This is a genomic window from Arthrobacter sp. B1I2 (assembly GCF_030816485.1).
Classification (GTDB): domain Bacteria; phylum Actinomycetota; class Actinomycetes; order Actinomycetales; family Micrococcaceae; genus Arthrobacter.
Genome location: NZ_JAUSYC010000001.1, coordinates 3,619,099 through 3,633,187, shown reverse-complemented (window position 1 = coordinate 3,633,187; position 14,089 = coordinate 3,619,099). Strand labels below are relative to the sequence as shown.

Below are 14,089 nucleotides of genomic sequence, written 5' to 3'. Positions count from 1 at the left end.
GGCACGGCCGGCCCACCTTCGGCTACACCACCGTGATGGTGATGACCGAGCCCTCCGGGACCTCCTTGTTCACCGGTGACTGGTCGCGGACCGTACCGAAGAAGCCGCCCAAAATGTTGTTCACCTTTACCTGGAACCCCAGGGCCTCCAGCGCCTTGCGCGCGTCTGATGCCTGCTTGCCGACGTAGCTGGGGACCTTGACCATTTTGGGGCCCTTGGAAATGGTCAACGTGACAGTGCCGCCCCGGGTCAGCGTGCCACTGGCGGGGGATTGACTGACGACAGCCCCCTCCGGAATGTTCCGGTCGAACACCTCATCACGGGCTACTTCTGCTGTGAGGCCTGCTGCCTTCACCGCGGCGACTGCCTCCTTCTCGGTCTTCCCCACTACCGAAGGAACGGGAATCGGCTGCGGGCCCTTTGAAACGACAACCGTGACCGGAGTGCCGTGACGGGCGGGGGTGCCGGCAGCGGGATCCTGTGCCAGGACAGTTCCGGCTGCCGCTTGTTCATCGAACCGTTCGGTAACAGTGCCCAGAGCCATTTCGCCGGCGTTGAGGGAGTTCTTCGCCTCGGCCAGGGTTCCGCCTGTTAGTTTCGGCAGAGGGAAGAGCTGGGGACCTTTTGAAACCAGAAGGGAAACCGGCTGGAACTTCCGGATTTCCGTCCCTGCGGCGGGCTCGCTGCCTACCACCAGTCCCGTCGGCACTTCATCGTCGAAGACGTCGCTCGTGGTGGACCGGAAGCCCACTGCGCCCAGCAGTTGCTGGGCCTGCGCCACTGTCTTGTTGGCGACGGCCGGCACGGCGGCCGCAGCGCCCGGGCCCATTCCGAAAAACCAGCCCGCGCCCGTTGCCAGGAGTGCAGCGATGACCAGCACCAGGACCCAAAGAATGCCGCGGCGGCGCGGATTACCTTCCCGAAGCGTACGTACCGGAGTGGCGGCAGCCAGCGCGCGAAGTTTCTCGTTTTCCTTGTCCGCCCGGCGCTGGGCCCGCTTGCCCAGCCGCGGCGGCGGGGGAGACCAACCGCTGTCGGCATCGTCGTCGTCGGGCAGTGCAAGTCCGGGACGCTGTTGGTATGCCACCTGGGCAGCTGGGGCCGCCTGTCCCGCCCGGTCCTGCACCCGCTCCTGAGCCCGGAGGCTATGTCCGGGCGGGTGGCCGGGCGCAGCCGGCCGGGACGGAGGCATCAGGGTTGTTGGGTTGCTGCCGCGGGCCAGGACCTCGGTCTGGTGCCGGGACGCCGCGGCAGCGGCCGCGGGAGGCTGCAGGTCCAGCTCGGCATCGCTGAGGTTGGTCCGGATGTGCCGCAGTTCCTGGAGCAGGGCGTTGCCGTCCACCGGCCGGTTCTCCGGATCGTTGGCTGTACACCACTGCACCAGTTCGTCCACTTCGGCGGCCAGCCGCGGCACCAGGTCCGACGGCGGCCCCACCGTTCCGTTGACGTGCTGGTAGGCCACCTGGATGGGCACTTCGCCCTCGAACGGCTGCCTGCCGGTCAGCATTTCGTACAGCATGATGCCCACGGAATACACGTCGCTGCGTGCGTCCGCCGGCCTGCCCAGCACCAGCTCCGGAGAGATGTAGGCCACCGTCCCGATCAGCGCCCCGGTACTGGTTGAGCTGGTGACGGCACGGGCCAGTCCAAAGTCGCCGATCTTGATCCTGCCATCATCGGCGATCAGGACGTTTTCGGGCTTCACGTCCCGGTGGATAAAACCGGCAGCGTGTGCCGCGCCCAGCCCCTCCACTACTGGATCGATCAGCGCCAGCGCCAGCCGGGGCGGCAGGGCGCCCCTGTCCCTGAGGACATCCCTCAGCGTGTGGCCCTTGATGTACTCCATCACGAGATAAGCGGTATTGCCGTCGTTTCCCTGGTCCAGGACACCCACCACGTGCGGATGCGAGAGCCGGGCAGCCGCTTTTGCTTCGCGGCCCAGCCTGCCCAGGAAGTTTTCGTCAGCAGCGAGGTGGGGGTGCAGCACCTTCAGTGCCACCTCACGGTCCAGTCTTTGGTCTACGGCCAGGTAGACAGTGGACATTCCGCCACGGGCAAGCCTGGAGGTGACTGCGTAGCGGTTGTCCACCAGCGTTCCTACAACTGGGTCTGACACGTGTTCCTGCACCTTACGATCCTAATCCCGCAGAGAAACGCGTCCGAAACGAAAACGGGTCCGAACCGGTAACGGTTCGGACCCGCGCTGATGCACCGGCCAGTGGCCGGGGACTCAGCGGAAGTTTTTCTGGTGCGCCCTGATGGCAGCCACGTACGCCTTGGTGTCGTCATACATGCCGTATTTGCTCACCGAGTACTGGCCCTGGTAGTAACCGGCGATAGCGGTGTCCTGGTCCTTGCTGGTAGCCAGCAGCTGGCGGATGATGGCCACACCGGCTGCGGCGTTGTCATACGGATCCAGCAGGTTCAGCTTCCGTCCCACCAAGTCGGACGCCCACTGCCCCGAGCTGGGAATGACCTGCATGGTGCCGATGGCGTTGGCCGGTGACACAGCGCGCTGGTTGAAGCCGGATTCCTGGAATGCGAAAGCAAGGGCCAGGGAGGGGTCCACACCCATGCGGCGTGCAGTGTCCGCAACGATGTTCTTCATTTCGTCCCGGGAGGGAACGGGCGAAGCATTCAGCAGGGCCTTGTTTTCGTTCGCGGAGCTGACGACGGCGGCCGGGTAGCTGAAACCCAGGAAGGAACTGGGCACCAGGGGAGCGGCACCGGGCTGCGGCGCTGCCGCCGCGGGCTGCGGAGCCGGCTGGCCTGAGCTGCCGGGAATGACCAGTTTGCTGCCGGGGTAGATAACAGAGTTCATGCCCAGCTTGTTCGTGGAGAGGAGGTCTGACAACTTCACCCCGTGCCGGGACGCAATGGCCGACAACGTATCTCCGGCTTTGATGGTGTACGAACCGGTTGCCGGCGCTGAGGTGGCTGCCAGCGCAGGTGCAGGTGCCGGAGCGGCCGGGGCCGGGGCAGGGGCCGCAGGGGCGGGCGCGGAGCCGCCGCCACCCACCTTGACCTTCTGGCCGGGGTAGATGATGGAACGCATGGAGAGGTTGTTCCAGGCGAAGACATCGGAAAGGGCCACGTTGTGCTTTGCTGCGATGGCACCCAGGGTGTCACCCGGCTTCACCGTGTAGGTTGCCCCACCGGCGGGGGCGGGCGCTGCCGGGGCGGCGGCCGGTGCAGCAGCGGCTGGCTGGGCTGTGCCGGACAGCTTGAGTTTCTGTCCCGGGTAAATGATGGTGCTGGCCTGCAGGTTGTTCAGCTTGAGGATTTCCCCCGTGTCCAGGCCGAAGCGGCCGGCGATCGCGCTGACGGTATCGCCGCGGGCAATCGTGTACTCGGCCGGTGCCGCCGGCTGCGCGGGTTGGAAAGCCGCCGGAACGGTGGTGGAGACAACAGCAGCGGGAATGACCGTGCCGGCCGCCTTCGCAGCGGCCTGGGCCTTCATGGCCGCTGCCAGGCTGTTGGGGATGTTCCGAGCAGGCTGCTGGGCGGCGGCGGGCTGCGCGAGGGCCAAGGATGACAATATGACCGCTGGCAGGGCCGCAGTGGTGGCGGCAATCATTGGCAGACTCGGCTTGGGGGGCTGCTTGGGCGAGCGGGACATCGTCATCGGAAGGAATCCTCTTCTCAACTGCGGGTGCGGACGCGGACGGGGATGCCGCTGTCAATCTTGATACTACTGTGACTCAAGTTATTAGTGTTACAACTGTTATAAATGTGAATCTCTCACGGATTTGCGTTTAGCACAAGAAATTTGGGATTCCATGCAATGGCGGCTTTTTGGGAGTGTCCGCAAGCCAGGAGCCGAACGAATTGCCTCGACTAGGCGCCGGGGCGGGCAGCGTGGCAACCTTGATCCGTGAATAACGTAGAAAACCTGGTGGGCGAGTGGCTGCCGCTGCCCGACGTCGCCCGTTTGTTGGATGTTTCAGTAACCAAGGTCCACAGCCTGATCGACGAGCACGCCCTGGCCGCATTGCGCGTGGGAGAGCGGAAGATCCGGTCCGTTCCCGCGGAATTTATCCAGGACGGCCAGGTAGTGGACAGCCTTAAGGGGACCATCGTGGTGCTGGCGGATGCCGGTTACTCGGACGAAGACCTTATTAGGTGGCTGTTTACGGCCGACGAGTCACTGCGCGGCCGCCCTATTGATGCCCTGCGGGAAGGCCGCAAGACCGAAATCAGGCGCAGGGCCCAGACTCTGGCCTGGTGATTGCCGCTTTTAGGAGGCTCGGCTGACGGTCGCTTCAGCCAGCCTCCGCAGGGCGGTCTTGGGCAACTCGTCCAACGGAAGCCCGTCAAGGGCGTCGAATGCTGCAGCCCCGAATTCAGAAATAAGGACCTCGGTGGCCTGCAGCGCTCCGGAATCTTCAATAATCCGTCGAATTTCGACGATGTCAGATTCAGACAGGTCGGGCGTGCCCAGCCTGGCGTCGATAAACGCGGACTCCTCCGGCGAGGCCTGGTCCAGAGCAAGGGCCACCAGAACGGTCCGCTTTCCTTCGCGCAAATCGTCGCCCGCCGGCTTGCCCGTGGTGAGCGGATCACCGAACACGCCCAGGACGTCATCGCGGAGCTGGAAGGCTTCCCCGAGCGGAAGGGCGAACGCGGAATAGCCGCGGAGCAATTCATTGGAAGCCCCAGCAAGGGCTCCGCCCAGGGCGAGCGGGTGTTCGGTCGAGTACTTGGCGCTCTTGAACCTGATAATCGACTGTGCCCTGCCCACGGCGCCGGCGCGGTCCCGGACCGGACCCGCCACTTCTTCCAGGATGTCCAGGTACTGGCCGGCCATTACCTCTGCGCGCATGAGGTTGAAGATGAGCCTGGCCCTGCTCCCTGACGCAGCCCGGTCGCCGATATCGGTGAACGCCTCCTCGCTGAAGGACAGGCAAAGGTCGCCAGCAAGGATGGCTGCCGCCTGGCCAAACCGTTCGCTGTCCAGTGCCCAGCCCTGGGAGGTGTGCAGCTGGCTGAAGCGGCGGTGCACGCTGGGACCGCCCCGCCGGGTATCCGAACGGTCGATGATGTCGTCGTGGATCAGGGCGGCCGCCTGGAACAGCTCAAGCGCAGCACCGGCCGTGACCACCTGGCCCGCTCCGGCCTCGCCGCCTGCACCCCGCCAGCCCCAGTAGCACATCAGGGCACGGAGGCGCTTGCCGCCGGTGACCAGATTGGAGATCGAACCCATGATGGGCTCAATATCGGGCGAAATGCCGGACATCACGGCCTGCCGTTCGGTCAGGAAACCAGTCAGCTCGCCGGCAACCCCTGCCACAAAGTCGGCCTGCTCATTCCTCAACTGTTCGGCGGCCGTCACTTGGCCGACTCAGCTGCCACATTGGCACCGATGGTGAAGGTGGAAACGCCTGCGGCTTCGACCACCGAGAGGTTAACGGTCTCGTTGTCACCGCGGACGAAATCCTTGGAAGCCACCCCGCCCACGTTGTCACCGGGAACGGCCTTGAAACCCTGGCCTTCCAAAGCCTTGGTATAGAAGTCGATAACGGAAGCAGTGGGGGCGGTGACAGTCCCCACGAGTGCGGCCGTTGCGGGCGCAGAGGCCTTGTCAATGCTGCTGGAAACTACCGTTGCCCCCGTCATCAGGGGCAGAAGTTGCTGCGGGAAACCCGCCACCACGGCCCCCACCGTTGCGGAGGTGTTGGGCGACGCCGAGGGGCTGGGGGAGGCCGTCAGGGTGGCTTGGGAAGCAGCAACGGAGGCGGACTGGGATGGCTCTGCCTGCCCGGACGGGGTTTGGCTGCATGCCGCCAGGGCCAGCACCCCAATGGCGGCAAGTGCGGCCAGGCCAGCTTGCTTGAAGTTTCCAATAGCCGTCACAGAGACTTTCCTCCTGGTGTTGTTGGCGGAACCAGCCTCCAGTTTAGCCAGCCCGCCAGGCACTCCTGACAAACTGGGCACTCCTGGCAAGCTGCGCGGTCCCCACAGAGTGTGCAGTCCAGGAAACTCTGCAGCGCAGACAAACCGCTAGGATTGCATCCGTGGGGCCCGCAGCTATGAACCAGCCATCCGCCGCGCGCCTGCCGGGCCGTCGGCCCACCTGCATCATGCACGTGGACATGGACGCATTCTTTGTCTCGGTGGAGCTCCGGACGCGCCCTGAACTTCGCGGCAAACCCGTGATCGTCGGCTTCCCGGGCGAACGTTCGGTGGTCCTCTCGGGGTCCTACGAGGCCCGCGCCTTTGGCGTAAAGTCCGCAATGCCCATGGCCGTCGCAATGCGTATGTGTCCGCAGGCCGCGGTGATCGAACCGCGGCACAAGCTGTACTACGAGGTGTCCGGCCAGCTCATGGCCATCTTCGAATCCATCACAGGACTCGTTGAGCCGCTCAGCGTTGACGAGGCCTTCCTGGACGTCACCGGAGCACTGCGCCGGCTGGGGCCGCCCAGGGGAATCGGAGAGCTTATCCGGCGGCGGGTGGCAGCGGAGCTGGGCATCACTGCCTCGGTCGGAATCGCGGAAACCAAGTTCGTAGCCAAGATCGCGTCCACCCGGTGCAAGCCCGACGGCCTGCTGCTCATTGGGCCGGATGAAACCGTGCCTTATCTTCACAGCCTCCCTGTGGGTGCCCTTTGGGGTGTCGGCGCCAAGACCGGCGAGGTCCTGGCGAAGATGGGAATCAGGACTGTGGCGGACGTGGCGGCGACCCCCGTGTCCTCCCTGAAGAAGGTCCTGGGCGCCACGGGGGAGCACGTGCACCAGCTTTCCTGGGGTATCGATCCGCGCCCCGTTACCCCGGTGCGGCTTGAAAAGAGCATTGGCGCAGAAGAGACATTTGCTGCTGATACCGCCGATGAAGCCCTGCTTCGCCGGGAACTGCTGCGGCTCTCCCACCGCACAGCGGCCCGCCTCCGGAGCTCCGGGATGGTGGCCCGGACCGTGGCACTGAAGCTGCGCTTCGCCGACTTCTCCACCATCACCCGCAGCAGGACAGTCCAGACCCCGGTGGACAGTGCCCAGCTCATCTACGCAGTGGCACTCCAGCTCCTGGAGTCGCTCGGGACCAGGGCCATGGCCGTGCGGCTGGTGGGGGTCAGGGCCGAGCAGCTGGAGGAAGCGGCCCGTACATCGCTCCAGCTAAGCATTGACCGCAGGGATGAGAACTGGCGGGCGGCCGAGCAGGCGCTGGACGAGGTGACGCGCAAATTCGGCAACAAGTCCGTCCTGCCGGCCCGCCTGATGGAGCCGGAGAGCCGGCCCGCGGACGGTTCGCAGCGGCCCGCCTGAGGGCCAGCCCAAAGTCGTTGCCGTCTTTCAGATCAGCCTTCAACAATCTATCCTTGGAGATACATAGTTTTCGAGTGAATGGACTTACTGCCGGACCCTCTTGGACATGCTCCCGCTCCCGCGTACGCATGCTGAATTCCTGTTCCCGCCACTGCCGGCGGGACGGGAACTTTCCAGCAACAGCAGGCGTTCTAGGGGAGTAGAAGTAGTGGCTGGGATCAGCCCGGACGTTGGCCTACAAAAGGAGGTCGTGATGCCGCTGTCGGAGCACGAACAGAAGCTGCTTGAGCAGCTTGAGAAGCAGCTTCACGAGGACGACCCGAAGTTCGCGAACTCAATGGGTTCGGACCCGGGGCGTTCCTGGTCCACAAGGCATGTTGTCATTGGGGTCCTCAGCGCACTTGCCGGCGTCTTCCTGTTGCTGGTCGGTGTCACCCTCCAGAACATCTTTGTCGGCGTATTGGGCTTCGTGGTCATGGGCGGTGGAGTGTACTTCGCTACTATGCGAAGTTCCCGCGGGACGCCCGGATCCAAGTCCGGCGGGGGAAAGCCCGGCAAGCAGAGGAGTTCGTTCATGAGCAGCCTCGAAGAGCGCTGGGACGAACGCCGCAGGGGTGAACCGTAAGCGGTTCCGCCCCCCTTCGGTGCCAGGCTCCTCCACTTGGCTCCCCTGGCAGTAGGGGACCGCACCAAAAGACCCGCTTCGGCGGGTCTTTTGGCGTTTAAGGGCAATTCACTTCTGCCCTTCCGTACCAGGCACGTTTGGTGGAACTGGATGGGCCGCCACCAGAAGGAAAAATCCTCCACTTTCCACCACGGGCGGGAATCCGCCGAATTTCAAGGGTCGTTTCCCATAACTAGGCTGCTCAGGAGGCCGCTTTGCGTTGACTGTGGTGGAAAGTGGAGTAATGTGGAGGACATAAGAGGGTGGTTGCAACATAGGGGATGTGCAGTTCCTGAAAGCGGACAGGCGGTGGGCCAGTGTTTCTGGGCACTCACTCGCCGCGTCTGGATGAAAAGGGACGGATCATTCTCCCCGCCAAGTTCCGTGAGGAGCTTGCCAGCGGTCTGGTGCTCACAAGGGGCCAGGAACGTTGCATCTACGTCTTCAGTGAGAAGGAATTTGCACGGGTCCACGAGCAAATGCGGGAGGCGCCAATCTCCTCCAAGCAGGCACGTGACTACATCCGCGTATTTCTCTCTGGAGCCTCGGACGAGGTACCTGACAAGCAGGGGCGCGTGACCATTCCACCGGCGCTCCGGGAGTATGCAGGACTCGGGAGGGAACTTGCCGTCATCGGCGCCGGAACCCGCGCCGAGATCTGGGACGCCCAGGCTTGGAATGAATACCTTGCGGAGAAGGAGACGGCCTTCTCCGAAACTGACGATCCCATTCCGGGCATTCTCTGAATCCCGGAGCGGGGCAGCAGGTGGTTTCTTGGATGAGATCTCCAGCCGGCCCACCGGCTGCCAACCTGGCTCACCTTCCCCGGAGCCAGGCGGGCGGAACGGTAGGCGCGGATGGGGATCTGGTCCCAGAAGCAGCAGGTGACAACGACGGCGGGAAAGGACCAGGCATGACCGATCAACCCAAGCCCACGTCCGAACGCCATGTGCCGGTCCTTCGCGACCGGTGCATCAATTTGTTGGCACCGGGATTTGAAGCAGCAAGACTCCGAGGCGAAATCCCCATTGCAGTGGACGCAACCCTGGGCATGGGCGGTCACTCCGAGGCAATGCTCCAGCGGTTCCCCGACCTCCACCTCATCGGCATTGACCGTGACGAGGAGGCGTTGGCCCTGGCGGGTGAACGGCTGGCTCCCTTCGCAGCCCGGACGGATCTGGTCCACGCGGTGTACGACGAGATCCAGGACGTCCTGGAAGACCTCGGAGTGGCTGAGGTGCACGGGATCCTGATGGACCTCGGCGTCTCCTCCCTGCAGCTGGACGAGCGTGAGCGCGGCTTCGCCTACTCTTTTGATGCGCCACTGGACATGCGGATGGACACCAGCCGGGGCCAGACCGCGGCCGACGTGGTCAATACCTACAGCGAAGAAGACCTGGTCCGGATCATCCGCAAGTGGGGCGAGGAAAAATTCGCCGGACGGATTGCCAACAGGATCGTCGCAGCCCGTGCGGTCAAGAAATTCACCACCACCGGCGAACTCGTGGAGCAGATCCGCTCGGTGGTTCCCGCCACTGCCGCCAGGTCCGGTGGACATCCTGCCAAGCGGACTTTCCAGGCCTTGAGGATCGAGGTCAACGAGGAGCTCGACGTCCTGGAACGGGCCGTACCGGCAGCCGTCGATTCCCTGGCGCTCGGCGGCCGCATCGTGGTCATGTCCTATCACTCCCTGGAGGACAAGATCGTCAAAAGCGTGCTCCAGTCCCGGTCCAAATCTTCTGCTCCCCTTGGCTTCCCCGTTGAGCTGGAAGAGCACAAGCCCGAACTTAAGACCCTGACCAAAGGCACTGAGGTGCCCACCGCCGTCGAAATTGCCGAAAATCCTCGCGCCGCCTCCGCCAGGCTCCGCGCGGCAGAACGAATCAGAGCCAGGAGAGCTGCATGAGTACCGCCGCCGTCAAGAATTTTCCCATTGTTTCCGGCAGTTCGGCGGCCGACACCAGGCCGGCAGGTGAACCGGGGCCGGGCCGGAAGGGCCGTACCCCGCTTTCCGTGGTCCGCACGGAGCCGCGTAAGCGCCGGGCCCCCTTCGTGGTCATGTGCTTTGCCATGCTCGCCGTGGCGTTGATTGCCGTGCTGGTCCTGAACATCTCGGTGTCCACCGCGCAGTACGAGCTGGTGGAGCTGCGCGCCAAGCAGAGCACCCTGACCAAGACGAACCAGGACCTTACCCAGCAGGTGCAGAATTTCGAGGCCCCGCAGAACCTGGCGGCCAAGGCCAGCGAGCTGGGCATGGTGGCCTCCACCGTGAAAGGCCAGATCGACCTGTCCACGCTGTCGGTAACGGGGAAGGCCACCCCCGCAGTCAAGGGCGCAGCGGCAGGAGCCGTTATCCCGTCGCCTGCGGTGGCAGGCCAGTTCATCGTTCCGCCCGCGTCCAAGGATGCAGCTGCGGATAAGGCCACGGCTCCGGACGCCGGCAAGGCTGCTGCTGCGGCACCCGCCGCCGACGCCGCGCAGGCCGCTGCGGCCCAGGCTGCAGCTGCCGCGACTCCGGCCCCCGAGCTTCACGGCGGTTCGGTTCCTGCACCCCAGCAGAAGGCCCCCGGACAGTAGACGGCAGGCAGTACAGGCAGCAGCGTCGAGCAGCAAGGAATATCACGGTGGCGGAGACGACCGGCAAGGCAGGAAAAGGCAAGGCACCCAACGCCACCAAGCGCTTGCGCCTGGGACTGGGCGTCATGCTCACGCTCCTGCTGGTGGTGGGCGGTAAGCTCTTCCTGGTCCAGGGGCTCGACGTCGGCGGCATGGCCGAAGCAGCGCTGAACAGCCGGATGACGTCAGCAGTCCTGCCGGCCGAGCGGGGGAGTATCCTGGATTCCCGCGGCACCGTCCTGGCCAACAGCGTGATCCGCTACAACATCGTGGTTGACCAGCGCGTCAACACCAAAACCGAGACCTACAAACGGCTCGAGCCCCACGCTGACGGGCACGACAAGCTGGTGGATGTCAGCCGCGACCAGGCAATCTCCGAACTTGCCGCGGCCCTGGGCATGGACACCAGTGCCGTCCGGGACGCCGTGACCGGGGAACAGCCCTACTACATTGTGGCCAAGGACGTAAAGCCCGACGTCGAGGACCGCATCTCCAAGCTCCAGGTCCCCGGCATTGTTGCCGAGGGCGTCAGCAAACGCGTCTACCCCAACGGAGCAGTGGCCGGCGGAGTGGTGGGTTTCCTCCAGGACGGCACCACCGGACAGGCCGGCATCGAGCAGACGCAGGACGACCAGCTCAAGGGCAAGGACGGCAAGCGCCTGTTCGAGATCGGCGCGGACGGGCTCCGCATCCCGGTGGGTCTCGACCAGCTGACCCCGCCGCAAAACGGCAAGGACGTCAAACTTACGCTCAACTCGGATCTTCAGTACTTTGCCCAGCAGGCCATCCAGAGCCAGGCGGACAAGCTCAGCGCTGAATGGGGCGTCATCATCGTGATGGACGCCAAGACCGGGAACCTGCTCGCACTGGCCGACACCAACTCCCCGGATCCCAACAACCCGGGGTTGGTGGCAGCCAAGGACCGGGGCGTCCGCTCGGTGACGGCTGCCTATGAGCCCGGGTCGGTGGAGAAGATGATGACGGCCGCAGCCGTGATCGAGGAAGGCCTTGCCAGTCCGCTGGACCGCTTCACCATTCCGCCCACCTACACCGTTGATGGCCAGACGTTCAGCGACGCGTTTACCCACGGCACCGAGGAACGGACGCTGGCGGGGATCATCGGCTACTCGATGAACACCGGAACGGTCATGGCAGGCCAGCGGCTCAGCAAGGAACAGCGCTATGACTGGCTGAAGAAGTTCGGTATCGGCGAGGCGCCGGACATCGGGCTTCCCGCCATGGCATCGGGCATCCTCACGCCCCCGGACCAGTGGGACGGACGCCAGCAGTACACGGTCCTGTTCGGGCAGGGTGTTTCCCAGTCCACGCTTCAGACGGTCCGTGCCTACCAAAGCATCGCCAATAACGGCGTCATGCTGCAGCCGCGGCTGATTGATTCGTACATTTCCCCCGACGGGGCGGAAGAGAAAGTACCCGCCCAGCCATCGCAGCAGATCGTCTCTGAGAGTACGGCCCAGCAGGTCCAGGACATCCTTGAAAGTGCCGTCACCGAAGGCGAAATCAAGGATGCCGGCATTGACGGCTACCGGGTGGGGGCCAAGACCGGCACGTCCGAATCACCGTGCGACGACGGCAAGTCGGGCTACTGCGGCTACACCGCCTCCATCGTGGGAATGGCGCCGATGGATGATCCGCGGTTTATTGTGGAGGTGGTGCTCCAGCGGCCGAAGGGCAGCATTTACGGCATCACCAACGGACCGGTGTTCCGGTCCGTCATGAGCCAGACGCTGCGGACCTACAACGTCCAGCCTTCAACCGGCCAGCCGGCCAGAATGCCGCAGTACGCCAAGTAGCCGCTGCGGCGTGCCGGCAGTACCAGCAGCATCCAGCGCCTTACAGTGCCCGGCGCGAACCATGGCGGGCACGCACTAGCACCATCGGAGATCCCCTTGTCAGAGTTCACCACGCCCGGCCCCGACACGGCCCGGGATGAAAGTCCGGCCCGTTTCCGGCCCGCGGCCGTAGCGGCCGTCCCGCTGGCCGCCGTCGGGCAGGCCCTTGGCGTAGCTGTACCGGCTCCTGCCGCCGACGTGGAAATCACGGGTATCTCGATCAATTCGCGCACCGTGGAGTCCGGCGACCTGTATGTGGCCCTGCCCGGGGCCAGCAGGCACGGGGCTGACTTCGCCGCGGACGCCATCCTGGCCGGGGCGGCAGCCGTTCTCACGGACGACGCCGGCGCGCGCCTGCTTGCGCTGTCCGCGGACACGCCCGTGCCCGTGCTCGTCGTCGACAAGCCGCGCAATGAGGTGGGACCGCTCTCCGCCATGATCTACCGGAGCCAGTCTGCCGGCGGCCGCCCGATGCGGCTTTTCGGCGTCACCGGGACCAACGGGAAAACCACCACCACCTACTTCATCACCTCGCTGCTGCGCGCGCTGGAACAGCGGACCGGCCTGATCGGGACCATCGAAATCCTGGCCGGCGGGGAGCCGATCCCCAGCCTCCTCACCACGCCGGAATCGCCCGAGGTCCACGGCCTCCTCGCCCTCATGCACGAGCGCGGGCTCGACGCCGCAGCCATGGAAGTGTCCTCCCACGCCATCTCCTACCAGCGGGTGGACGGCCTGCTTTTCGACGTCGCGGGATTCACCAACCTCACCCAGGACCACCTGGACCTGCACCACACCATGGATGGCTACTTCGCCACCAAGGCAGAACTTTTCACAGCGGGGCGGGCCCGCAGGGCCGTTGTCACGGTCGACGACGAGTGGGGACTCCGCCTGGCCGGCAGCACGCAGGTGCCGGTCACCACGCTCAGCACGAGCGGCCGGACCCCCGCGGACTGGACCGTGACCACGGCCTCCCCGCGCGGGCTCGGTACCGACTTCACCCTGACTGGACCCGCCGGTGCCGTCCTTAACATCCACACCGGGCTGCCCGGAAGCTTCAACGTCGCCAACGCCGCCCTGGCGGCGCTCATGGTCCTCACGTCCGGGGTGGACGCGACCGACCTGCAGGCCGCCCTGGACAGCGCCGACCCGTTCACCGTGGCCGTGCCCGGACGGATGCAGCTGATCGCTGAACAGCCCGCCGCCGTGGTGGACTTCGCCCACAACACCGACGCCCTCGCGCGGGCCCTGGAAGCAGTCCGGTCGCCGGAACCCGACTCCCGCCTGATCGTCGTTTTCGGCGCCACGGGACAGCGGGACCAGGGCAAACGTCCGGCGATGGGTGCCATCGCCGCCCGGCTCGCTGACACCGTGATCATCACCGACGACGACCCGCACGACGAGGACCCGGCAGCGATCCGCGCCGGTGTGCTTGCCGGCGCCCGGGAGGCCCTGGAAAAGGAGTCCCTGCACGCCGACCTGCTGGAGGTCTTCCCCCGGGACGAAGCCATCCGGCACGCCGTGGCCCTGGCACGCCCGCAGGACACCATCCTCGTGGCGGGCCGCGGCCACGAGGTCTGGCAGGAGGTGAAAGGCGTCAACCTTGCCCTGGACGACAGGGTGGAGCTGCGCAACGCCTTGACAGCCAGGGGATTCAACGTTCTCCATGACGACCGGATAGAGTCCTAGACCGA

The 14,089-nt window shown here is 65.2% G+C and carries 12 protein-coding genes; 8 read left to right on the top strand and 4 right to left on the bottom strand.

What is annotated here, in order from left to right:
* Window positions 1-22: 22 nt before the first annotated feature.
* Together pknB and QFZ57_RS16910 are read right to left on the bottom strand one after the other, a co-directional pair.
* The gene (gene pknB, locus QFZ57_RS16915; RefSeq protein ID WP_306901027.1) at window positions 23-2,128 is read right to left on the bottom strand and encodes a Stk1 family PASTA domain-containing Ser/Thr kinase; all 2,106 of its coding nucleotides are present in this window, start codon (window positions 2,126-2,128) and stop codon (window positions 23-25) included.
* A 102-nt stretch (window positions 2,129-2,230) separates the two neighbouring features.
* The gene (locus tag QFZ57_RS16910; RefSeq protein WP_306901026.1) at window positions 2,231-3,625 is read right to left on the bottom strand and encodes a lytic transglycosylase domain-containing protein; all 1,395 of its coding nucleotides are present in this window, start codon (window positions 3,623-3,625) and stop codon (window positions 2,231-2,233) included.
* 249 nt (window positions 3,626-3,874) lie between these two features.
* Between QFZ57_RS16910 and QFZ57_RS16905 the strand changes: the two genes are divergently transcribed.
* A complete protein-coding gene (locus QFZ57_RS16905; protein WP_306631666.1) occupies window positions 3,875-4,228 on the top strand; it encodes an Rv2175c family DNA-binding protein in 354 nt (117 codons plus the stop codon).
* Between the two features lie 9 nt (window positions 4,229-4,237).
* Here the strand turns inward: QFZ57_RS16905 and QFZ57_RS16900 are convergent, their stop codons facing one another.
* Both QFZ57_RS16900 and QFZ57_RS16895 read right to left on the bottom strand, forming a co-directional pair.
* The gene (locus QFZ57_RS16900) at window positions 4,238-5,332 is read right to left on the bottom strand and encodes a polyprenyl synthetase family protein (RefSeq protein WP_306631665.1); all 1,095 of its coding nucleotides are present in this window, start codon (window positions 5,330-5,332) and stop codon (window positions 4,238-4,240) included.
* Window positions 5,329-5,853, bottom strand: coding sequence for a hypothetical protein (locus QFZ57_RS16895; RefSeq protein ID WP_306901025.1), 525 nt, complete (start codon window positions 5,851-5,853; stop codon window positions 5,329-5,331). The genes QFZ57_RS16900 and QFZ57_RS16895 overlap by 4 nt, the downstream gene beginning before the upstream one ends.
* 176 nt (window positions 5,854-6,029) lie before the next feature.
* On the opposite strand from QFZ57_RS16895, the gene dinB reads away from it, so the two are divergent.
* The 7 genes from dinB (at window position 6,030) to QFZ57_RS16860 (ending at window position 14,084) form a co-directional block, all read left to right on the top strand.
* On the top strand, window positions 6,030-7,262 hold the full coding sequence (gene dinB / locus QFZ57_RS16890) for a DNA polymerase IV (protein ID WP_306632548.1): 1,233 nt from the start codon (window positions 6,030-6,032) through the stop codon (window positions 7,260-7,262).
* Window positions 7,263-7,515: 253 nt separating this feature from the next.
* Window positions 7,516-7,887, top strand: a complete 372-nt coding sequence (locus tag QFZ57_RS16885) for a DUF3040 domain-containing protein (RefSeq protein ID WP_306631663.1) — start codon at window positions 7,516-7,518, stop codon at window positions 7,885-7,887.
* Window positions 7,888-8,243: 356 nt separating this feature from the next.
* Window positions 8,244-8,672, top strand: a complete 429-nt coding sequence (gene mraZ, locus QFZ57_RS16880; RefSeq protein ID WP_018763545.1) for a division/cell wall cluster transcriptional repressor MraZ — start codon at window positions 8,244-8,246, stop codon at window positions 8,670-8,672.
* A gap of 167 nt (window positions 8,673-8,839) precedes the next feature.
* On the top strand, window positions 8,840-9,832 hold the full coding sequence (gene rsmH, locus QFZ57_RS16875) for a 16S rRNA (cytosine(1402)-N(4))-methyltransferase RsmH (protein ID WP_306901023.1): 993 nt from the start codon (window positions 8,840-8,842) through the stop codon (window positions 9,830-9,832).
* On the top strand, window positions 9,829-10,503 hold the full coding sequence (locus tag QFZ57_RS16870) for a hypothetical protein (RefSeq protein ID WP_306901022.1): 675 nt from the start codon (window positions 9,829-9,831) through the stop codon (window positions 10,501-10,503). Before rsmH ends, QFZ57_RS16870 begins: the two co-directional genes overlap by 4 nt.
* 47 nt (window positions 10,504-10,550) lie before the next feature.
* Window positions 10,551-12,356: a peptidoglycan D,D-transpeptidase FtsI family protein gene (locus tag QFZ57_RS16865; protein WP_306631660.1), complete on the top strand. Its 1,806-nt coding sequence runs from the start codon at window positions 10,551-10,553 to the stop codon at window positions 12,354-12,356.
* A gap of 96 nt (window positions 12,357-12,452) precedes the next feature.
* The gene (locus QFZ57_RS16860; RefSeq protein WP_306901020.1) at window positions 12,453-14,084 is read left to right on the top strand and encodes a UDP-N-acetylmuramoyl-L-alanyl-D-glutamate--2,6-diaminopimelate ligase; all 1,632 of its coding nucleotides are present in this window, start codon (window positions 12,453-12,455) and stop codon (window positions 14,082-14,084) included.
* Window positions 14,085-14,089 lie beyond the last annotated feature (5 nt).